The sequence below is a fragment of the Moorena sp. SIO4G3 genome (genome assembly GCF_010692305.1).
GTDB lineage: Bacteria > Cyanobacteriota > Cyanobacteriia > Cyanobacteriales > Coleofasciculaceae > Moorena > Moorena producens_A.
The window spans coordinates 1-22,201 of sequence record NZ_JAAHIG010000081.1; the positions used below are offsets into that span (position 1 = coordinate 1).

Sequence of the window (22,201 nt, forward strand, 5' to 3'; positions counted from 1 at the left end):
TCAGTGATACTGCTCTTATTGCTTAAGGAAAGTAAACCAGCTTCAATGATTATGTCGTTAGCATCACCTGTAGCTCTCCTTTGGGATTGCGCTTCAATTTGAGCCCGATCTTCCATGATGAAGTCTCCTTCTACCATGATTGTGATCTTGCCCGCGTTTCCAGCTCGTGATGTATTAGTAGTTATACCATCAGAACCACCCCTTGGATTTTTATCTGAGCCAGTTCCAATCATTGTCAGTGACCCGACACGAATGTCTATGGAACCGCCGTCACCCCCAGCTTTTGAGTCAGTCCTAGCTGTAATTTGGACTAGACCTCTCTTCGATTCAGGATTGCTGGGATCTTTGCGAGCATCAAGTAATAGGGAATGAGCTTCGATCTCAATGCTCCCGCTATTTCCTTCAGCTTCTTTTTGAGCGATACTCTCAATTTTGCTGCCATATTTAACCTCAACTGCTCCCCCAGCCAAGATCGTAACTTTTCCCCCGGTTCCCTTACCTTTATTTTGGCTCTTAATTCTGCTGTTATCAGCCAGGGTAACATTGCCATTGACCTTTAATGATATATTCCCGGCACTGCCCTTTGTTTTGGAATTACGTTGTTCTGTTTTAATGGTACCTTGCTTTTTCAGGAGTACATCCCCAGTCACATCGATGGTAATGCTTCCGCTATCACCATCTCCCCCTGTTATTGCCGAAATTCCCGGGTTTTTTCTCCTAGATTCGATCACTAGGGAGCCAGTAGTAATTTGAATGCTTCCTCCTGGTCCACCTTTTAGTTCACCTTTTTTGTCATCAGTTGTTAAGGTAAAGATTCCATGCTGATTTCCCTGATTAGAAGCAATAATCGAAACTGAGTCATCAGCGGTGATGATAATATCACCCCCTTTCTGACCATTTCCCTTAGTTGTGGTGAAGATTCCCTGTTCTCTTCGAGCCGTCTCTACTGTCAACGAGCCAGTATCGATAGTAATTTTTCCGCCTTCTCCACCTTTTTTCTTGGTCATGGTAAAGATGCCATTATCTCCTCTTCGGCGAGAAGTAGAGCGAACCGATACTGAGTCATCAGCTGTTATACTAATATCACCACTTTTTTTTCCATTCCTCTCAGTTTTGGTAAAAATTCCTCGGTCTTTCTTATTTTCGGTGTTTTCTACTTCCAAAGACTCAGCAATAATCCTAATGTCACCACCATCAACATTGCTATCTTTGGCTACGAAAGTTTCTATAGCGCTATTAGTAACTCTAACATTCCCTTTCTTGACAGCATCAGGAAAATCTAAACCCAGCTTGTTACCGTCTCTAGTCAATGCTACTTGTCCTGGTGCGCCCAATCCCGCTAACAGAATATTCCCACCTTGATTGGTGCTAATCTTACTATCTTTAACCTCAATATCACCACCAAGTAACAATAGGTTATTAACTGCCAGCTTCTCCAAGTTGGCTTGACTGGTAATATTCCCGGGAATTTGATTAAAGAAAAACACATTAGGATTAACTCTCAACAATGGCGACGGAGGCTCGGGATTAGAGGCACTAAACACTCCTTGATTCCCAAACCCAATCCCATCAGCAGTGGTGCCCACAAAGGAACCGGATACATCCAGCTTGGCTTTATCCCCAAAGAAAATCCCATTGGGATTAATCAAGAACAAATTTGCTCCACCATCGACACCCAAGGTTCCTAAAATATTGGAGTAATTCGCACCAGTTACCCGAGACAGAATATTTTCAATCCCAGCTGGATTAGCAAAATAAACTCTTTGTCCATCTGTAACATTAAATTCTAAAAAGCTATGGAACAAGTTGATATCTCGGATTGCTCCTCCTTTAATTAGATCAACAATTTTCCCATTTATCTCACCAGAGCCCAGGTCTAGCAAAGACCTTTCGGCTGGTGGTAAAGTAGTATCAGGAGTAATCTGAGCATGAGCTTGGTTTATTGGAAATGCGTACGCTCCACTAATCCCTAAACATAGCGCTAAACCTAACTGAGTGTTATACCGTTTCAATACATCTAATGCCATGGCAATGGTTTCTCCTGCTCCTGGGTCGGGGGATTTTACTTAGGCACTTAAGGTTAATCAATTTCTTGCCATCGATTACGTTAGTATTAATTAACCTAGTTTTAATTAACCTAGTAACAGCTAATCAGTTTGATTGATAATGGCTTGAGACTATTATTCTTTGTGGAAATAATAATTTAAGTTATTATACACCTATAGGTGGCAGCTATTGATGTAAAGTTTTGTTAATTCAGATTAACTAGGGCTACAGGGAATGCTGATCCAAAGCGGCTGATTAGGAGCATCCTATCACTATCCAAAATTGTTGAAATTTTCGATAGTGAATTAATTTGATAGGACTTACGCAAATCCCTCAATTTAACGCTACCTGTAGGGTGGGCAAAACCTTGCCCACCCTACCCATGGATTGTGTGCGTAAGTCCTGTTTGACTGAAGTTATTTAAAATAGCGCTATAGTTAATAGCCGCTTAATAATTAGCGCTATAGTTGCTGAATCGGATGCTTCAACGGAGCAGCTGTGGGATTGACCGTTCGCGCAGCGTCGGGCTTTGCCCGTGCATGTCACGCTACGGGATAGAAAGCAAACGGGATGCTCTTAAGGCCAAAGGCCACGCTACGCGAACAGAGCCGCTACGCGATCGCAAACACTCAGCCTGGATACTGTGATCAGTTGTTAGTTGTAATAACAACTAATACCCCATAGAGGCGGCAAGCAAGAGAAATAATGATGACTCGTAATTTACTATTAAGTTTGGGAGTGTCAGCACTAGGACTAGCTTTTACTCCCTTTGGAGCCAGTGCGTTTACGTTTGGTGGTTATCTGACTGAAACAGAGTTCCAGAACCTAGCTCCCGAGATCTCCCTGTCTGCCGAGAGTCGTTTTGGGTCTGGAACAATAGGAGGCTAGCCACTGTTGACGATTTTCTCCAAATATCTTGCAGTATCTCCAAAAATATGTTATAATTTGATTAGCAATCTAGTGTAATTGAAAACATTCTGGTTCCTTGAATTGAAGCCGAAAACCAAAGCAAACCATGATAGTGGTTGCGTTTTCTATTAAACACAGATAATTGCGCCAAGAGCGGAACAAAACCGATCTTGGCCTTGGGAGATACCCCCTGGCTGCGAGAGCAGCTTGCATTAGTGGGCTTTAATCTGCAAAGTAGATTTTGGTAGCTAAAAAGTATCGGAAACACCTTCGAGCTAGATATCCACAAGGTTAACCCTAGTGGTGTTTTTAGTGACATACTCCCACACTGACTCGTTGAGTTCAGTGTGGGCTTCTTGCCAACTCCACCTATCGGTATCGGCTTTCGCCGACGCTGCGCGAACGGATACGTAGGCTTGCTTTATTAACGATACGGGATGCCCCGACCCACCGGAATAATACAGAAAAGTTTGATTTTAAAGCACGTAGGTGGCGGTTAGCTCTTAATTTGTCTTCCCTACTACTTTCATTATAGAGGATCTCAAAACGATGAAAGATCCAGCTCCGCGATTCATCCCACACTCATGCTGCGCATTGAGGTGTGGGATGAATCGCGGTCTTAGCTAACTTAGATCAGAAAGAATTTAATTGGGTCAATGCTCAACCAGTTGATTTCTTACTGGAGTTCGATGGTATTTCTCAACTTACCTATACCGTTGGTGATGTAGTTCTTTCCTCTACAGTTACAGAGGATAACTTCTCAGATTTGTTTCTACGGACTAGTGCTCGTAAGGATAACAGCAGCATTGTACTGAGCAACTTGATGTTAACCGATAGTGCGATGTCTGCTAGTCTTCCTGACGCATCCAATGTTTGTAGTAATCCTAATGATTGCGGTTTTTTTGATGCACAGTATTTACACATCAGTAACGTTTTAGGTGCTTTCAGCCTCACTGGTCAATCAACTATGACCTGGTCAGAAGAGAATCGGCCCACACAATCTCGACTAGCGTATCAGGTTAAATTAGTGGCTGGTGAGCCCGGAGACAAGCCCCCTGTTGATGTACCAGAGCCAGCTACGATGTCTGTGTTTTCCCTAGGTGTTATTGGTTTGGTTCTAACTGGTAGTCGTCGCCGCCATCAGCTTGGAGTTCAGCAATAATTTTTTCGATCTTTTTCTTAGCATGATCTTGGCTGTACAACCTAGGAGAGAATGACTTGACAATAGCAATAAAATCCTGCATCAACTCGTCTTTAGAATTATCCACTTGGTTGACAATTTCTAACTGAATACCTAAACGAGACAGCAGAATCTCCAAGTAATTAATGCCGAATCTAGCCAAGCTGTCTTTATGCTCTACTAGTAAAATGTCGTAGCCATCAGAATTCAGAAGACTGGCTAATTGTTGACGATTATCGTTGAGTCCACTTCCTACTTCTTTGATAACTTTGACAATCGTGTAACCTTTAGCGATCGCATACTGTTGAAGACGTTGGACTTGAAGCTCAACCTCTGACTTATGCTCAGCAGAGGAGACTCGCCCATAGATAGCAACTCGTTTGGTGTTTGATGGCTGGGTTTTCTGTTGAGGGAAGTACTCAACGATGACTGAGCCACTTTCAGTTTGGAATGCTGGATGAGGCAACTTACCTGCCTTCCACCATCTCCAAGCCGTCTGGTAGCTTACTCCCATCTGTTTGGCATAGTCCTTGAGCCGCATCTGTGCTAATTACCTCCCTTGTGAGAGATTAGCACAGATGTTTCTTTATGACTATACAACAAGAGGAATAGATAGAATGATCAACAGTAGCCAAAACAGTCTGCCCAATCAGGAAAATTGGCCATGAGTATAAAACCATTTCAAATCCGCTTTCCCTAAGGTACCGCCCTGCTGCTTTCGATCTGGATTTTGTAGGAGTATTGCTAGTCAGCTCACTGCTTAGAACAGATCCTCTTGGCTTTCATCTGTTCGGTGATGCTTATCTTCCTGTTGGTCTGGCTAGTTCTGGGAGTCGTGGTAATATACACCAATCAGGCTCAGAGTTTAGGGTAGTGGGGTTTCGGTTATCTTGATTCTTGAGGTTAGATTCGTTACCCTTGCACCGGTTACTCACTCTAACAAAATGCTAGGGGATGGTTGGCTCCGCTGCACTAAAGCGCTTCGGATTGGCTTAAACATTGGTCTATCTAAAGGCATTTCAAGGATACTGCTGTGGGCTCCCCTTGTCACTCGATTGCGCTGCACGATCATGGTGGCAACAAGGGGTGAGGTTTTTCCCGAGACTTGAGCAATTTTGCATCTACTTGATAGACTGGGGGATCCCATGAGATAATAGTAAATTGTGTTTAATTGTAATATTTGAGTTCTTAGAAAAAAAACTATGGCAAGTAAGAAAGGTGTCCGAATCGTTATTACTCTAGAATGTACGGAATGTCGCAGTAACTCCAATAAGCGTTCGGCTGGTGTTTCCCGCTATACCACTAGGAAGAATCGCCGTAACACAACATCACGTCTGGAACTGAAGAAATTTTGCCCCAATTGCAACAGGCACACAATTCACAAAGAAATCAAGTAGATTTGCTCCTTGGTCATTTGTGAATTGAATTTTTTAATTCAAAATGGACTATTGACAAAGAACAAGGACCAAAGAACAAATGACTATAATCAGTAACCAGTAACCCAAATAACCAATAACCAATCATAACCAATCATGACTTACTTTCGTAAACGTCTCTCTCCGATCAAACCCGATGAACCGATTGACTATAAAGATGTTGAGTTGCTGCGCAAGTTTATCACTGAACGGGGAAAAATCCTACCGCGCCGCATTACTAATCTAACGACTCAACAACAACGAAAGCTAACCACAGCCATTAAGCGAGCAAGGTTCTTGGCTTTGCTACCCTATATTAATAAAGAAGGTTAAGGTGAACAATCACGGTCTTCCTCTGGGATATTTCCCGTGTGAAGAATGAAATATCAAATAAGAAGGATGAAGGATGAAGTATGAGGGATGAAATGGGGTGATCGATGCCTAAGGAGCGGGATGCAGCAGTGGCCTCACGGGGATTTACCCCACTCGCGCTCTGCATTAAAACATGGTTAACTGAAAACTTGCGACCCAACCAGGAGTTACACTGACCACTGACCGCTGAGCACTGACCACTGACCACTGACAAATTCAGACTTCAGACTTCAGACTTCACACTTCAGAGTTTAGACTTGACCCCCTCGGCTGAGTTGGGCATCTCAACAACACAGGATAGACTGGGGGGAGGTGGATTTGGTAAACGCTACCCGGGTTATCAGAACTGGTGGAAAAGGGAACACTAATCGAATTTCGCTTACAAGGAGAACGCCATCTCGCCGTTGTCGATCGTCCAGAAGGCAAGAACCACTTGATTGCTTTGGATCAACGGGGGAAACTGCACAAGCTCCATCCTCGACAAGTCACCTACGCAGTGGCAGATTCTACTTATAAGCCATCAGAAATACCAGAGTTTCTCGCTCGAGTACAACCCTATCTAGACCCAGATAGCTTAGAATTAGCCTGGGAATTACTGGTGGAAGAAGGAGAGGCGGTTACCTGTGCTGACATGGCACAGTTATTATTTTCTGAGCAAAGTCCACCCCAGTGCTATGCGGCACACTGTATTCTCTTTGAAGACAAAATCTATTTTAAACAAAAAGCACAAACCTATGAACCCCGCTCCGCTAGCATGGTGGCTGAAATCAAGCATCAACTGGCAGCGGCTCAATCAAAGCACCAGGAACAAGCAGAATTCTTGAAGCGAGTACAACAAAAGCTAGGGGGTGAGGAAGTAGAGTGGCTTGATAGCGATCGCACTCGCTTTGATGCTCTAGAACGGTTCGTTACTGAACCAGATAAACCCTCTCGTGCAGTTCAGGAAACTCTGGAAGCACTAAAACGCCATCAAAACCCAGAAAATGCCTTCGATTTGTTGATAAATCTGGGTTTGTGGCGTCCTCACCAAAAGTACTTGCTGCGTCATAAAATCCCAACTCAATTTCGTCGTGAGGTACTCGAATTGACCCAGCAATACCTGGCAAATCCTCCTACTGACCCAGATTCAGATCGTTTGGATTTAACTCATCTGAAACTCTACACCATAGATGATGAAAGTACCCAAGAAATAGATGATGGGTTGAGTATAGAAGATCTAGAGGATGGCACTCAGCGTCTGTGGATTCACATCGCTGACCCAACCCGCTTGGTAATGCCAGGGGATAACCTTGACCTAGAAGCACGACGGCGTAGTACTACCATATATCTACCCACAGGCATGATTCCCATGTTCCCATCGGAACTGGCAACTGGTCCGATGAGTTTAGTTCAAGGTAAAGTCTGTGGGGCACTCAGTTTTGGCGTGATCTTGGATGAAGATGGTGCCATCTATGACTATCAGATTCACCCCAGCCTGATTAAACCTACCTATCGCCTGACTTATGAAGATGTAGATGAAATGTTGCAGTTAGGGGTACAGGCAGAAACAGAACTGTTTGCGATCGCTAACTCGGCTGTGCGTCGGCAAAAGTGGCGCAAGTCTCAAGGGGCGATTAGTATCCATATGCCAGAGTCGGTAATCAAGGTGGGAAATGATGAGCAAATTACCATTGAGGTGTTAGAAGATTCACCATCACGGCAAATGGTGGCAGAAATGATGATTCTGGCAGGTGAAGTGGCTGGACGCTATGGTCAACTGCATCAAATTCCCCTACCATTCCGAGGACAACCCCAACCAGAACTTCCTTCCCAAGAAGAACTGCTGCTATTGCCAGCGGGTCCAGTGCGGTTCTGTGCCATGCGTCGGTGTATGCCTAGAAGTGAAATGAGCATTACCCCAACACGCCACGCTAGTTTGGCTTTGGAAACTTACACCCAGGTAACCTCTCCGATCCGCCGCTACACTGACTTAATGACTCATTTCCAGCTGAAAGCTCATCTACGGGGTGACCCCCTACCCTTTGAAGCTGAACATTTGCTCGAAACGATGCAGAGTGTAACCAGAACAGCTAAGGACGCTAGTGAAGTAGAACGTGATACCAACAAATATTGGGGATTGGAATATTTACGGCGTCACCCAGATCAGGTTTGGCAAGTATTAGTACTCAGTTGGTGGCGAGAAAACGAGAATAAGGGCAACATTCTCCTAGAAGAGTTAGGTCTAGAATTGCCCATGCGTTTCCAGCGTTCGGTTCAATTAGGCGATCGCTTACACGTCAAAGTCAGTCACGCTGATCCCCGTAAAGAAGTTATTCATTTTCAAGAACTAGCGAACTCAGAGGCTCAGCTTGCTTTTAACTCAAAGCTAGAAGATGGCTCAGCTTCTGCTGTCAACAGGTTCGCGTAAATCCCTTTTCTTTTCTAAGGCTTGGATGTAAGCAGTTAATGATGTCAAGAAACATAATATAGTGTTATTTAACAATGTTATTGAATAGTGTTATTTAATTATGTCCACCTACTTACCAGTTGGATATACACTCCGATTGTAAAACTAGAAAGCTTGCTTTGATGTCTCGACATAAGTACAAGAGATTAAAACACCAAATCACCTCAGTACCCAGCCGTTGGTACTTCTGCCTATCTTTGGCTATTACCATGCTGCTGGGATGGGTTGGTGTAGCAGCAGCACAAGATAGTAACACGAATAATTTCACTAACCTGTCTACTATCTGGTTGTTAGTTTCATCTTTTCTAGTCTTTTTTATGAATGCTGGCTTTGCCATGTTAGAAGCCGGGTTATGTAGACGGAGAAATGCGACTAATGTCTTGGCTAAAAATTTAATAGTTTTCTGTATATCAGCCTTAGCATTTTGGCTAGTTGGCTTTGGCTTAATGTTTGGTGATGGCATCACTTACAGTTGTGTTCCAGGAGAAAATACTAGTTTAAGTTTAGTGGGTCAAAAGGGGTTGTTTTTTAATCTTCCCTTTCCCCAATTTGGAAATCTGGGTTTTCCAGAATCAGGATTTAATTGTCTCAATAAAGATTGGTCTAATCACTCCTTTGCGGCTCTATTTTTATTTCAGTTAGTCTTTGCTGGAACTGCAGCCACTATTGTTTCAGGAGCTGTTGCTGAACGGGTTAAATTCTGGGCATTTCTGCTATTTAGTTTTTTCCTGGTTGGTTTTATCTATCCCCTAACGGGTCACTGGGTTTGGGGACACTATGGTTGGCTAGCCAAGGCGCTAAAATTTCAGGATTTTGCCGGTTCAACTGTAGTCCATAGTGTTGGTGGTATGGCTGGCTTGGTAGGGGCTTGGCTACTAAAGCCACGACAAGGTCGTTTTGGCTACAATTTAAGAACAGATAGATATGAAGGTCTCGAAACTGAAAAGTTCTCTTCCGATAATCTGGGTTTAGCCACTTTAGGCTGCTTAATTCTTTGGCTGGGCTGGTTTGGCTTTAATGGTGGCTCAGCAAAGGATCTCGATTATGTAGCCAATACCATCACAACTACCATGATGGCAGCAGCAGCTGGTGGAATATCCAGCGTATTTTTTAGTCCAATTATCCTGGGAAAACCCAGTCTAGCCTCAATTATCAATGGTATTTTAGGTGGGTTGGTAGGAATTACAGCTTCAGCTGCTTTTGTAGATATCAGAAGTGCATTTATAATTGGCTCAATCAGCGGTATTTTTGTCCTTTTAGGGGAATATTTTTTACAAGTTTGGAAAATTGATGACCCCGTTGGTTCGGTTCCTGTTCACCTTTTCTGTGGATTTTGGGGAACCATTGCCTTAGGAATCTTTAGTAGCAATAGTTCTCTGTTGTACTCAGAACTTGATGTATATGACGATCCATTATTACAAGTGTTGTGTCAGTTCTTAGGCTGGCTGATTATTATCATTGTAACAGCTCTATTGAGTTTAGTAGGTTGGCTATTAGTTAGCCTAATTTTATATTATGCAAGCCAGATCAATGAGCGGATTAGCGGCAAACAACGCCATTGGAAACAATTCCGTGAAACCCAATATTTTAAATTAGGAGAATTTATCTTAACTATTTTTGAAATTGCTCGTCGAGGGATAAGAGTATCTTTGGAAGAAGAAATCAGTGGTAGCGATGGAGTTTTTTATAATCCTTAGACTCTGGATTATCAGTAAATAAGTAGGGTTTGCTGAAAAAGTCTTTTGGTATTGGTAGGAGTCAGGAGTTAGGAGTCAGGAGTTAGGAGAAATCGGAATTATATAGGAGGTAGGAGGAAGAATTCTCCCTTGATTTTTCTGCCCTTGTCTGCCCAAAATCCTAACTTTTTGAGCTTTTTGGACCGAAAAGCTGGCACTTTTTTCGACCAGAAAATGCTAAAACCTTTATCTGTCAATGCTTTGAGAGTTAATCAGCAAGCCCTAAGTAAATAGCTAAGTCTTGAAAAGTAGGAAATCACAGAAAGTTATCTTGACTAAAAATATCTAGAATATTAACTTATATTAATTAGTTAGTTAAATGCTTGCTAAAAATCCATACATTTCCTATTCCCTGTTCCCTGTTCCCTGTTTTCAATTTAACAATTGATTAGCCCAAATATTTAGAAGCGGGACAATCATATTTCATTAGATAGTTTTTCAACCAATTAGCATAATTTTCATTATTCCGACCCCATCGACGGAAAAAACGTGGAAGAGATTTTTGTCTAAACTGGTAGTAACGCTGTGATACTTGACAAAGATTTATAGTAGCTTGCTTGAATTCACCTTGACTAGCCAGCTCTTCTATAGCATAGGAAAACTGCAATTGATCTAACATTGACTGACATAGCTTAGGAAAAGCACTATTTTGACTCTTTATCTTTCTAAGTTGCTCGATTTGTTCTTTTCTGTTAGTAAATTGACGTCTGCATATGTCCTCAGAAGCAAGGTTTTTTAGTTGATCGTCTGCTCTTCTAGAACTAGTACACTGAAATACGCCAAAGGTAATGACTAGAAACAATGCGATCAAGCCACCCCAAAAGCTAATAGGTGATGGGATTCTGCTAGCTGATGGGGTAGACAAGGTTGTGACTTGGTCTGGCTCTAAAGGTACTACAGTTAATCGGTTGGGATTGTCAGTTGTTAGATCTCGGTGTTTGGAATAGTCAGTTGTTGGATCTCGGTGTTTGGGCTCGTCAGTTGTTAGATCTTGGTCTTGAGTAACTGGGGTGATTGGTAGGTTAGGAAAAGCGATGGCGATGGCTTCATCAATAGCGTCTGTGGTCAGCTCAGATGCCAGCCAAAAGTCTGTACTGGTCAACTGTGCTAACTCTTGAGCTACCCAGCTGTGATTAAAAACAGCCTCATAAATACGGTTAGAAACTTTGAGATTTCCCCCCTGGTTAATCACCACACCGGAGTTGAGCAACACTTTTTGTTCCCAACTGTCATTTGCCATCATGACTCCCTGCAAAATTTTCTGATACAGGCGTAGGAATTGTTCTTCGAGCAAGAAACTACGAATATCTTGCAGAAGTTCAGCGGCTTCCTGAGTTTCCCAATTTTCAACGAAGTGAGTTTTGACGAGTTCTTCGACTTTAAGAGCTTCATCACCAACAGGGATGGGAGATTTAGAGTCAAGGATAACTTGACAAAGCTTCTGGGTCAAAAAAGGCTGAGAGCCAGTCCATGCCAGTACCTCGTCTAACACAACATCAGGGTTGCTCAGATGCTCAGCCAATGCGGGTTTGAATGGTTCGAGGATTTTAGCCACCTCAGGTTTATCCTGCTCAGAAGTCATTTAATTCCTTGTGTATTCCAGACTATTTTTCCTTCAAACATATTTTGTGATAGTCTTAAATTTTCGATCAAGATTAACAAGGAATTTTTATGACCTACAAGGCAGGTTATCGGTAAGATATGGGGTGTAAACTACATGTCCACTACATGTCCACTACATGTCCATTACATCCAACCCCTCTGATGGCATAACCTTTCCCCCATAGGACTTAACTACATCTTCAAACAAGGGCATATCATCCTTTGGGATTTCCACTACTACTACCATTTTGGCATATTCCTCTGCTCCTTCTTCCTTGTATTCTATTTGCTCGAAGGGCAGGTCTGTTGTCCAATCGTCTAAATTGGTATTAATCATAGGGATGTTGGGCAACAGTTCTTCAACTGGGATAGCGCGAGGTTTAAAAGGTAGATCGACGCAAAATCGAGGCAGTGCCTGATGAGAAAAATTAACGAAATCCACGGGATTGATAAACACGACTGAAACTTGGACTTTCATAATCTATGCTATGGTATTCAATCTATTGACACTGACTTGAATTAATACATCATAGCAAAGATGAGCAGTAAGCTTACCCCCGGCTGTTGGCATAGCCTACAGCCAGGCATAGCACGGGGGCTTTCGCCCAGGCAACAGGCGCGTTGGTTTTCAGTAGCCCTAGCTAACAAACGCGCTTAGACTCCCAATTAATTGAGCCTAAGGGTTAAGGGCTGAATCTCTAGGTCGGCTTACTCTACGAAAACCCGTAGCTTTTACAACCGAGTCAATTCCCGGATGGCTCCATTGAGAATTGAGAATTGAGAATTGAGAATTGAGAATTTAAAATTGGTATTTCTTGATTCTTGATTCTTCAACATTGATCCGATTTACGTATCACTCGCAGATACTAACCTACTGGCCTAGCCGTTTTCTCCGGAGCTAAGAGTGCCTTGGCTAATTTCCACCTATATCTATTATACTTTACTGCGCTTAAAACCGCGCTTGCGCTTGATCCCGGCTCACTTTGTGACATGGCTTCCGCGTCCTTTGTTTTTTACGTGAGACGGCCTGTGACTTCCAGTAATCCCAAATCTGGGTCTAATACCCCCGTTAACCAAACTGGTAATATGAACAGTATGTTGTATCGTAATGACTCAATTTAGGAATTGATGCCTGGTGAATAAAGATGTATCAAGGGGTTTGGTTTACGAGTTCCAGCCTCATCAGATTATTTGCTTAGAGCATGACAATACTCGTTTATACGCTGAAGTCATCGAATTTGTGTCATCCCGACAAATGTGTTGGGTGCGTTCTATGATATTGGTGACCTTAGAGGATAGTCAAGAGCCTTTGGCAGTGGGAACCTCTGAACACCTCACTCTTTACGATCTACGCTCTGGACCGGATTTACTTTGGCCAGCGAGTTTATTACGACTAGCCTTAGATACTGAAGTAATTCCTCTGTTGATTCAGTTAGATGACCCAGATGTCAATGTAGAAAGTGACCCTGCTGCTCGCGAGCAACTAAGTTATTTTATCTGTGCAGTTTGGCAAGCTTATCCGGACAAGTTCTAAGTTTTGTTAAGAGTTAATCGGTAATAGGACTTTGCCAACTCCATGGTGATCTGATCACGACTTAAGCAGTAGCAAGTCAGAACCCTTAGGAGAGTAAACTAAAGTTGTAGGGGTTTTGCCATATGTAGCTGTCAGAGCTTGCCGCAACCCTAAAAGTTATGGCTAAAAGTCATGGACTAGTTACCAAGCCTCCAATCTTGTCTAGCCTTAGTTTATAACCACTGTTTCTAGTGACTCGGAACGAGCTGTACACGACCAGCATCCATCTCAGACATTAATAATTCCAATGCTTCGTAATCCACATCAGAGATGTAACCGGTTTGAGTTAGTTCGTAGTTAATTGCATTTTCTATATCAGGAGTCAATTTCCTAATATAGAGGGCTTTTTCTACTAGTTGACGAATAACAAATGTAGTTTTCACAATCACTTACCCACAATTCCATATAAATTTATTGTCTTCTGAAACTACTAACCACTCTAGTGATTTTTATCTTGTTGGTATGTGATCTAAATCACTGATGAGGTGGATTTGTACTCTCTCACATATATATTATAAGCCTTTTTGACTTAACTCAGAAAGCTTAACCTGAACCTAAGAAGGTATGCCGTTTGAAGGCTTAGAGGTATTGAAGTTGAGGCAGTTATAAGCAAATACTGCTTAGTACTACTTGCCTCTACACCCTAGTTAACGTTATACTTCCCTAAAGCTAAACATTTGGCTCAAGCCTATAAAAAAAAGTCTTATATTTTTATTTCAGGGCAGCTCTATTGATTTAACGTAACAAAAATTATTAAAATTTAATCCCTACCTATAGGCATGAACTGAGCCATGCTCATAGCAACTTAGACCATCGGAAATGAAAAATAAATAAATTACTTAACTGTAAAGAAAGTAATATATGATACATTTTGATGGTAAGTTTTATGAAGATTTTAAAAACCATTAGCCATCTGTAAAGATTCGGCAAAGTCTCTCACAAGTGGTATGGAATTATAAAAATTCCATACTATCTTCTATATATTCTCTAAAAAATTTTATTGGATTTGACCCAGTGAGGAGTCTACTCATGACACAGGCGACCCTAAGTGCAAAATTACGAATTATTCAACCTTCCGGTCATATTAACGCCTCCAATGCAGTTGAGTTTAAAAGTCAGTTGACAGAAGCTGTGGTGGCTGGTGAGGATTCGGCTTTGTTGGTTGATATGCATCAGTTAGAGTCACTCGACAGTGCTGGCTTAATGGCCTTAATTCATGGTCTGAAGCTAGCAAGACGTCTAGAGAGGCCCTTTGGTCTTTGCTCCGTAGCTCCTTCAATTCGCATTATGCTGGAGCTAACTAAATTAGATGGAGTGTTTGAGATTTTTGACAGTCATGATGCTTTTGCTACAGCCCTCTAGGGGGTTGGAGTAGGTTGGGAAGCTAACTCCATGGCTATGAGTACAGCAAAATCCTAGGAAATCCAAGGAAGATTAAGTGCTTAAACCGATGACGATGGGAGGAGATAGGGAAATGCTAGTCAAGAAATCTGGTGGTTCTCTACTCCCTCACTTCATCACCTTTATCCCCCTATCTCTAGCCTGAGTACTGATAAAATGAAAGGTGGATCAGGGCTAACTGCATTGAAAGCAGTAATAAAGTTTCTATGGCAATCACTGTAGAGGAAATATTAACACCAGACATCAACAGACCTGCCCGTTACTTAGGTAACGAGTTGGGAGCAGTCCATAAACCTTGGGAAGAAGCTGACGTACGCTGGGTATTGACTTATCCAGAAGTCTATGAAGTGGGCGCTTCTAACTTAGGGCATATCATCCTCTACAATATATTGAATTCTCAACCTAGGCAGTTATGCGATCGCGCCTATCTACCCGCCCCAGACTTGGCAGCTAAATTACGTTCCACTCAAACCCCTCTGTTTGCTGTAGAGAATCGGCGACCTCTGAAAGATTTTGATATTATTGGCTTTAGCCTTAGCTATGAATTAGGGGCAACCAACATCTTGGAAATGTTGGATTTGGCAGGAATTCCCCTGACCTGGAAAGACCGTGCTGAGTTTGATATATCGGAAATCCCCCTAATTTTTGCAGGTGGACAAACGGCGACATCGAATCCTGAACCCTATGCTGATTTCTTAGATTTTGTTGATCTTGGCGATGGGGAAGAATTGTTGCCAGAGATTGGCTTAGTAATCGAAGAGGGCAAAGCAGCTGGCTTAAGTCGAGAAGCGTTACTCCTGGATTTGGCTCAGATACCAGGGGTGTATGTCCCCCAATTCTATGATATGACTGAGGATGGCTCAGTTAAACCCAACCGCCCTGATGTGCCGAAGCGGATTTTGCGGCGTGTGGCTACACCGATGCCTGCCTATGCTATTGGACTAGTACCCTATATCCAAACGGTTCATGACCGACTCAAGATCGAAGTGCGACGGGGCTGTACTCGGGGTTGTCGCTTCTGCCAACCTGGGATGCTGACTCGACCAGCGCGGGATGTGGAACCGGAACAAGTGGTGGAAGCTATTGAACAAGGGATGCGTGCTACAGGGTATAACGAGTTTTCTCTTCTATCCCTGAGTTGTTCGGATTATCTGGCTCTACCAGCGGTGGGGATGGAAATCAAAAATCGTCTTAAGGATCAGAACATTTCCCTGTCTCTACCGAGTCAGCGGGTAGACCGCTTTGATGAAAATATTGCCAATATCCTAGGGGGAAATCGGCAGAGTGGCTTGACCTTTGCCCCAGAAGCAGGAACTCAGCGGATGCGGGATATTGTTAATAAGGGACTGACTAATGAAGAATTGCTCAGGGGAGTAAAGACGGCATTTGAGCAAGGCTGGGAGAAAGTCAAGCTCTATTTTATGATTGGTTTGCCTGGTGAAACGGATGTGGATGTGTTGGGGATTGCGGAAACGGTGCGTTGGTTGCAGCAGGAGTGCCGTGCTAAAGGCAGAAAAACCCTTAAGTTTAACATAACTGTTTCTAATTTTACCCCAAAACCTCACACCCCATTCCAGTGGCATTCCGTATCGACTTCGGAGTTTAAACGCAAGCAGGAATTGCTCAAACAAGTATTTGGTCAGATCAGGGGGGTGAAGGTTAATTACACCGATGTTCGGATTTCCGCCATGGAAGATTTCGTGGGACGGGGTGACAGACGATTAAGTGCGGTGGTGCGCCGTGCTTGGGAATTGGGGGCAGGGATGGATGCCTGGATGGAAAGCTTGGATCGGGCATTTGGTGCTTGGGAAAATGCGATCGCTTCATCAGGTCTGACCTGGAAATATCGCCAAGTAGAAAGTGGCGAATGGAACGTGATGACTGGTGTAGAAGAGTTGCAAGTTGAAAGGTTGAAAGTTGAAAGTTCAGAGCAACCAGCTAACCTACAACCAACTAACCTTGGCCAAAAGGCCACGCTACGCGAACAACCGTCTAACCTTGGCCAAAAGGCCACGCTACGCGAACAACCTTCAACCCTTCAACCTTCAACCCTTCAACCTTCAACCCTTCAACCTTCAACCCTTCAACCTTCAACCCTTAACGCCCTTGATGCTCCCTTGCCTTGGGATCATATTGATACGGGAATTGATAAGAATTGGCTCAAGGAAGATTTACAACGGGCCTTAGATGCAGCAACGGTACCGGATTGTTCCTTTGATGGGTGTTCTCACTGTGGTGTATGTGGGATTGATTTTGGTCATAATGTGGTGATTGAACCGCCACAGATTCCGCAATTTGCTGGTCACTTTAAACCCAATACTAATAAGGATCAGCGGCTGCGGGTTTGGTTTGGTAAGTTGGGGGATATGACCTTGTTGGGTCATCTGGATTTGGCAAGTCTGTTTGAGAGAGCAGTAAGACGGGCGTCACTACCAATTCGCTATAGTGGGGGGTTTCGGGCTAATGCTCGGATTATGATTGCTAATGCATTGCCCTTGGGAGCGTCTAGTAGTGGGGAGATTGTGGAGTTTGAGTTAACTGAGAAAATCCCAGTTGAGGAGTTTAGGGAAAGGCTGGTGTCTGAGTTGCCTAAAGAGATTCCGGTGTATGGGGTTGAAGCAGTGGATTTGAAGCAACCTGCTGGAACTCAGCTGTTGGAAAAGGCTGAGTATTTGATTCGAGTTGAGGTAATGTCATCGGCGTCTTGGGAAGAGTGGCAGGGTTGGATTGAAGCAATTAAGGGTAGTAAGGAAATTTGGTGGGAGCGGTTTACCAAGTCGGGTAAGAAGCAGTTGGTGAATTTATGCGATCGCTTATTTGAGTTCGAGGTGATGGAACCCCAAAAACCTAAAGATGGTGAAGAGGAGGTTGCGGAGTCTGGGGTGGTTTTGCGGTATGTCGGGAGTTGTTTGAATGATGGCACCATGTTGCGACCAGAGCATATTATTTATATGTTGGACCAGGTGGCGCAGCAGGAGTTTCGTTTGTTGCATGTTCATCGGCAACGGTTGATTCTGCGCAATTGATAAATTTGGCGTTGCTTAATTAAGGGATGATTTGCCTCAAAAGCGATAGTTCATGGTTTCATAATTAATTTTCTAAGCCATTTGTCGAGCCATCAAATTGGCAAATAACCCTTCCTGATTAAGCAGTTCCTCAAAGGTTCCCTGCTGTACCACTCTCCCAGCTTCCAGGACATAAATACGGTCTGCGTTACGGATAGTGCTGAGGCGGTGGGCAATTACGATCCGAGTCACTCGCAATTCGTCAATACTTTCACTAACAATGCTTTGGGTGCGGTTATCTAAAGCACTGGTAGCTTCATCGAATATCAATAGTCTTGGTTTTAAGACTAAGGCACGGGCAATTAATAGCCGTTGTCGCTGTCCACCAGAAAGATTGGTACCGCCTTCAGAAATAACGGTGTGCATCCCCATGGGCATGGCTTGAATATCATCAGCAAACCCTGCCATGTTTGCAGCTTCCCAGGCTTCATCCATGGTAACTAAAGCACCACTGGCAATGTTATCGAACATAGAAGCACTATTAATTCGACCGTTTTGTAGCACTACTCCTAGTTGCCGACGCACAGCTGATATATCTAGTCCAGATAAGTCTTGACCATCGTAGTAAATGGTGCCATTTTCAGAGGTTTCAAACCCCAACAGTAATCGGATAATCGTGGATTTGCCACTACCAGATGGACCGACTAAAGCAATAAATTCTCCAGGGTTTGCCTGAATAGTAATATTCTCTAAAATCAAAGGACTATCCTTTCGGTAGCGGAAGCTGACATGATCTAATTTAAGTTGCCCCGAAAGCCGTCCTGGATCCGCTTTGCTTAAGTCTAGTTCCGGTGTAGCTTCTAAAATCGGTTGAGTTCGTTCCCATAAAATACCTATTTCTAAGATATTAATTAGGGTATTGCTTAAATCAGTTGCGCCAGTGATAAAGGTTCCAAAAGCAGTATTGAAGGCTAGGAACGTACCAGTAGATAAACCTTGCCCAGATTGTGATTTGGTAATGGATTGAACAGCCACGGCGAAGATAATCATTTGGCTGAGGGTAGGAAGGATGGTATTGAATACGTTCAGTAAGTCTTCAATTAACTGGGTACTCAGCACCAGCTTAATTTGCTGAGTATAGTATTTAGCCCAGTAGGCAAATGCCCGATTTTCTGCCCCTGCTACCCGGAGTTTAGAAACACCACCAATTAGCTGCACCGTCAGTCCAAAGATTTTTCCTGCTAGCTGTTGCAAGGGTCTTAGCTTACGCCTGGTTAAAATACCAGAAGTAGTGGTCACAATGATTGCAGTTAATGCCACTCCCAACGGGACTAAGGCTAATTGGGCATCGTAGATGAACAGCAAACCCAAATTTAAGAGAGAGAAAAAACTGGTGAATAGGGTTTGCATCACTGTGCCACTCAGTCGGTTACGGATCTCAGAAATTGCTGAAGCCCGGGATATTAGGTCTCCAGTGGAATATTGCTGAAAAAAAGAAATTCTTAGGTTTAATAATCGGTCCCAAACAGCGGCTTGGCTGGTAGCTTCGCTAATCGTTTGTAATCTCAAGGTGGCAAGCCCTTGAGCCACTTGAAAGATGGCACTACCAAAGCTAGCTGCTAACAGTCCTAACCCTACCTGTCCTAATAATCCCCGGTCAGCATCGGGAATAGCATTGTCAATCAGAATGGCAGTGGCTTGGGGAGTGACCATTCCCAACACAGCAGCGGCGACTCCTGTCAACATCAGGGTGATTAACTCTTTGCTACGACCTCTAAGGGTAAACTGGAGTAAGTCTAGGGCTTTAATTGCTTGATCGGGGAATGACCGATAAAACATATAAGCCATGGGAGCAACGAAACTAGCATTATTGCCATTGACTGGGACACGCTTTCCCGATTCTGGGTCTAGGACCTCATACTCACCCACCCCTATTGGTAGCAGTGCCACAGGTCGATTATCCTCTCGGGTGTAGGCTAATAGAGGCCCATTGTCCTTCTTCCACCAGTAGTCACGCAGAATCACTCGCCGGATCCGAATGCGGGAAGCACGAGCGATCGCTTCTATGGGTTTTCGGACTCGATTGAGGTCTTCTGACTGGGCGGGGGGGTTAATTTGAATCCCCATCGCCCGTCCTACAGCACCAGCGGCAATTAACAGGGGGGTTCCCTGTTGAAAACTCTCTTTTAACTGGGGCTTGATCACAGATGCTAGTTCTGCAATCGCTTCCGTGGTAACTTGGTGATTGAGGCGTTCCCGTTCTTGGAACTGAGTCAGTTTTTGAGCTGATTCTGTCTGTTCGAGTTTAGCCAGGTAGTGGTAGAGGTTACTGTATAGCTGATCCAGATGGGACTGTAGGGACTCCCAACTGTAAACTGCTGAGGTATCTAATACCGTAGACGGAGTAACCACACCAGGGAAGATGGAAAATCCCTCAATCCATTTCTCGGTCAACGTAATGATGTCCTGGGAAATCCGGGTGGCTGTTTTACCCTTACTATTCCCTTCTAGTTCTATTTCTCTAGTGGTTAACTGAGAAACTGTTGCTTCTTCAATTGCCACAGCTAGAATGCTGTAGGGCTTGTCTTGGGCATTCGCCCCCATCCCAAACAAAGCCTCACCCACTCCCAGGCTGAATAGATAACGGCGTCGCCCCTCTAGAACACCATCGTTACGCTCAACGGCAAATATAGCAATAGAACCGGACTTAATCAGCCAAAGCTTCTTTAGCTCATCCAACAGTAGGGGACGATTCCCTTTCACTACCAATTGAGGATTACCGGTTACAGAATCCACAAATCTCTCTTCTATTGATGGGATCCCATGACCAAGGGGTAAATCTAAGCCAAAGGATGCGATTAGCCCGAAGGGCGTTGGCTAGCGAACGCACTAGTCAAAGGATGCGATTAGCCCGAAGGGCGTTGGCTAGCGAACGCACTCACCGAGTCTAACACTATCAGCCTAAGACCTAACACCCAAAACCTAACTGCTATTCAGGGTGATCTCTAATTGACAAAAGCGAGCAGAAAAATACGATAGAGATAAACAGGAGTAGTGGGATAGAGCTAAGGAAAAAAGCACAACTATAAGCCAAAGGTTGGAAAGTTAGCACAGTGACATAATTCTTAGAATTAACCCCAGAATAAGCGACATTAATAGAAATACAATTAGCCCTTGAGATGTGTTCCCACTCAGTGATACCTAAAACCTAAAACCTAATACCTAATACCTACAACCTAAAACCTACAACCTAATACCTACAACCTAATACCTACAACCTAATACCTAACTAAAAAAATGACTATTGAAGTTTTGTCCCACCTAACTGGACGAAACCTCACTCAAGACGATATAACACCGCCTGTGAGGTTTTTAGCTGCCCTAGTAACCCTTGGGATGGGAGTCATGTATGCTGATGGCGTTGTAGAGGACGAAGAGAAGCAGCTACTAGAAAAAACCATTGAGCGATTAGTACCTCCCCAGAGGGATGTCCGTCAATTGGTGCAGGGTTTACTTTCTGGACTAGAGAAGAATCCGGTTTATCAAAATCCTCAGCAGTGGTTGAAGCTAACTACTTCCCTGTCTGAGTCAGAGCGAATTTTGCTCCTTAACTTTTGCTATGCCATGTCAGCGGTAGATGGGACAATTGACCCCAATGAAAGCCAGTATTTACAGCTAGCCTCAAATTCCCTAGGCATTGATTCCCGCTACCCAATGGTGCTGGAAGCTTGGTTCAAGGGTGAGGAGTTTCGAGATCAGTCCGTTTGGGAAGAGTTGCAATCAAAGCTGCAACCAGAACAGTTTGAGGCTCTAGGTATCCGACTGGTAAATCAGCAAGTTGTTGAATACTTGTCTCGTCTGGTGGGAAGGCAACTCAGTCTGCTAGATATTACACCAACCATGATTTTTGTGGTATCATTAGTCACTATTTCCTTGGAAGTAATGTTGGCGGATGGTCAAGTGGTAGAAGAAGAAACACAGCTGCTGGCAAAAACCATTGACCGCTTAACGCCTCCCGAGGAGGATGATTTGCGTCAATTGGGGCCGTTTTTGATCGGACTTCTGCTTCGGCAAGTTCAGCGGAACCCTACTGCGTCTAATTGCCCCGAATGGTTAACTTTGACTAAGCCTCTAAGCTATGCTGAGAAGCTACTCCTGTTGTGCTTTGCTTATGATATGTCAGCGGCGGATGGGGAAATTGACCCTACTGAGCAGGACTATTTACACATAGTGGCTAAGAATCTGGGGATTGATGCTAGGTATACAGCAGTCCTGGAGGCAGGATTTAGGGATGAAGATATTCAGGATGAACAGGCTTGGGATGAGTTGCGCTCCCAGCTCCATCCGGATCAGTTTCAGTATCTAGATATGGTATTTGTAGATGCGGCTAGATATATACTCGATTGCCTGGAAGTATGTAGCTTTTGATGGAAAACTGCTGATGGTTGAAGGTTATTCAAGCCCAGGCGTCCGAAGTAGCGTAGGTTGACCGTTCACAGCCTTTCACTCTCTCCTA

The 22,201-nt window shown here is 43.7% G+C and carries 17 protein-coding genes; 11 read left to right on the forward strand and 6 right to left on the reverse strand.

Translation table 11 applies throughout. From position 1 onward, the window contains the following. Nucleotides 1-2,027: filamentous hemagglutinin N-terminal domain-containing protein (locus F6J99_RS16450; RefSeq protein WP_293113862.1), on the reverse strand; the 2,027-nt coding region annotated here is incomplete at its 3' end. 498 nt (nucleotides 2,028-2,525) lie between these two features. Between F6J99_RS16450 and F6J99_RS16455 the strand changes: the two genes are divergently transcribed. The 3 genes from F6J99_RS16455 (at nucleotide 2,526) to F6J99_RS45610 (ending at nucleotide 4,117) form a co-directional block, all read left to right on the forward strand. Further along, nucleotides 2,526-2,693, forward strand: coding sequence for a hypothetical protein (locus F6J99_RS16455; RefSeq protein ID WP_293113863.1), 168 nt, complete (start codon nucleotides 2,526-2,528; stop codon nucleotides 2,691-2,693). Between the two features lie 61 nt (nucleotides 2,694-2,754). Next, nucleotides 2,755-2,934 (forward strand): hypothetical protein, encoded by a 180-nt coding sequence (locus tag F6J99_RS16460; protein ID WP_293113864.1) that lies wholly within the window; start codon nucleotides 2,755-2,757, stop codon nucleotides 2,932-2,934. 631 nt (nucleotides 2,935-3,565) lie between these two features. Further along, nucleotides 3,566-4,117, forward strand: coding sequence for a PEP-CTERM sorting domain-containing protein (locus F6J99_RS45610; RefSeq protein WP_365973480.1), 552 nt, complete (start codon nucleotides 3,566-3,568; stop codon nucleotides 4,115-4,117). Here the strand turns inward: F6J99_RS45610 and F6J99_RS16470 are convergent. Then, nucleotides 4,059-4,676: an IS607 family transposase gene (locus F6J99_RS16470; protein WP_293113866.1), complete on the reverse strand. Its 618-nt coding sequence runs from the start codon at nucleotides 4,674-4,676 to the stop codon at nucleotides 4,059-4,061. The genes F6J99_RS45610 and F6J99_RS16470 overlap by 59 nt on opposite strands. Nucleotides 4,677-5,337: 661 nt before the next feature. On the opposite strand from F6J99_RS16470, the gene rpmG reads away from it, so the two are divergent. From rpmG to F6J99_RS16490, 4 genes are all read left to right on the forward strand, one after another. Continuing rightward, nucleotides 5,338-5,532, forward strand: coding sequence for a 50S ribosomal protein L33 (rpmG, locus tag F6J99_RS16475; protein ID WP_293020919.1), 195 nt, complete (start codon nucleotides 5,338-5,340; stop codon nucleotides 5,530-5,532). 135 nt (nucleotides 5,533-5,667) lie between these two features. Then, a complete protein-coding gene (gene rpsR, locus F6J99_RS16480) occupies nucleotides 5,668-5,883 on the forward strand; it encodes a 30S ribosomal protein S18 (RefSeq protein WP_008191262.1) in 216 nt (71 codons plus the stop codon). 388 nt (nucleotides 5,884-6,271) lie between these two features. Beyond that, on the forward strand, nucleotides 6,272-8,329 hold the full coding sequence (locus tag F6J99_RS16485) for a ribonuclease R family protein (RefSeq protein ID WP_293113867.1): 2,058 nt from the start codon (nucleotides 6,272-6,274) through the stop codon (nucleotides 8,327-8,329). Nucleotides 8,330-8,490: 161 nt separating this feature from the next. Beyond that, a complete protein-coding gene (locus F6J99_RS16490) occupies nucleotides 8,491-10,065 on the forward strand; it encodes an ammonium transporter (RefSeq protein ID WP_293113868.1) in 1,575 nt (524 codons plus the stop codon). A gap of 427 nt (nucleotides 10,066-10,492) precedes the next feature. On the opposite strand, the gene F6J99_RS16495 is transcribed toward F6J99_RS16490, so the two are convergent. Then, nucleotides 10,493-11,686, reverse strand: a complete 1,194-nt coding sequence (locus F6J99_RS16495) for a hypothetical protein (RefSeq protein WP_293113869.1) — start codon at nucleotides 11,684-11,686, stop codon at nucleotides 10,493-10,495. Nucleotides 11,687-11,839: 153 nt separating this feature from the next. Further along, complete coding sequence (locus tag F6J99_RS16500) at nucleotides 11,840-12,184, reverse strand: hypothetical protein (protein ID WP_293113870.1); 345 nt, start codon at nucleotides 12,182-12,184, stop codon at nucleotides 11,840-11,842. A gap of 657 nt (nucleotides 12,185-12,841) precedes the next feature. Between F6J99_RS16500 and F6J99_RS16505 the strand changes: the two genes are divergently transcribed. Continuing rightward, nucleotides 12,842-13,240, forward strand: a complete 399-nt coding sequence (locus F6J99_RS16505; RefSeq protein WP_293113871.1) for a hypothetical protein — start codon at nucleotides 12,842-12,844, stop codon at nucleotides 13,238-13,240. Between the two features lie 227 nt (nucleotides 13,241-13,467). On the opposite strand, the gene F6J99_RS16510 is transcribed toward F6J99_RS16505, so the two are convergent. Next, on the reverse strand, nucleotides 13,468-13,662 hold the full coding sequence (locus F6J99_RS16510) for a hypothetical protein (protein WP_008191245.1): 195 nt from the start codon (nucleotides 13,660-13,662) through the stop codon (nucleotides 13,468-13,470). Between the two features lie 646 nt (nucleotides 13,663-14,308). Here F6J99_RS16510 and F6J99_RS16515 point away from each other — a divergent pair. After that, the gene (locus tag F6J99_RS16515; protein ID WP_075895737.1) at nucleotides 14,309-14,641 is read left to right on the forward strand and encodes an STAS domain-containing protein; all 333 of its coding nucleotides are present in this window, start codon (nucleotides 14,309-14,311) and stop codon (nucleotides 14,639-14,641) included. Nucleotides 14,642-14,886: 245 nt separating this feature from the next. Beyond that, nucleotides 14,887-17,706 carry a TIGR03960 family B12-binding radical SAM protein gene (locus F6J99_RS16520; protein ID WP_293113872.1) on the forward strand — a complete coding sequence of 940 codons (2,820 nt, stop codon included), beginning with the start codon at nucleotides 14,887-14,889 and terminating at the stop codon, nucleotides 17,704-17,706. Nucleotides 17,707-17,778: 72 nt separating this feature from the next. Here the strand turns inward: F6J99_RS16520 and F6J99_RS16525 are convergent, their stop codons facing one another. Next, complete coding sequence (locus F6J99_RS16525; RefSeq protein ID WP_293113873.1) at nucleotides 17,779-20,481, reverse strand: NHLP bacteriocin export ABC transporter permease/ATPase subunit; 2,703 nt, start codon at nucleotides 20,479-20,481, stop codon at nucleotides 17,779-17,781. A gap of 501 nt (nucleotides 20,482-20,982) precedes the next feature. Between F6J99_RS16525 and F6J99_RS16530 the strand changes: the two genes are divergently transcribed. Further along, nucleotides 20,983-22,113 carry a TerB family tellurite resistance protein gene (locus F6J99_RS16530; RefSeq protein ID WP_293113874.1) on the forward strand — a complete coding sequence of 377 codons (1,131 nt, stop codon included), beginning with the start codon at nucleotides 20,983-20,985 and terminating at the stop codon, nucleotides 22,111-22,113. Nucleotides 22,114-22,201: the final 88 nt, after the last annotated feature.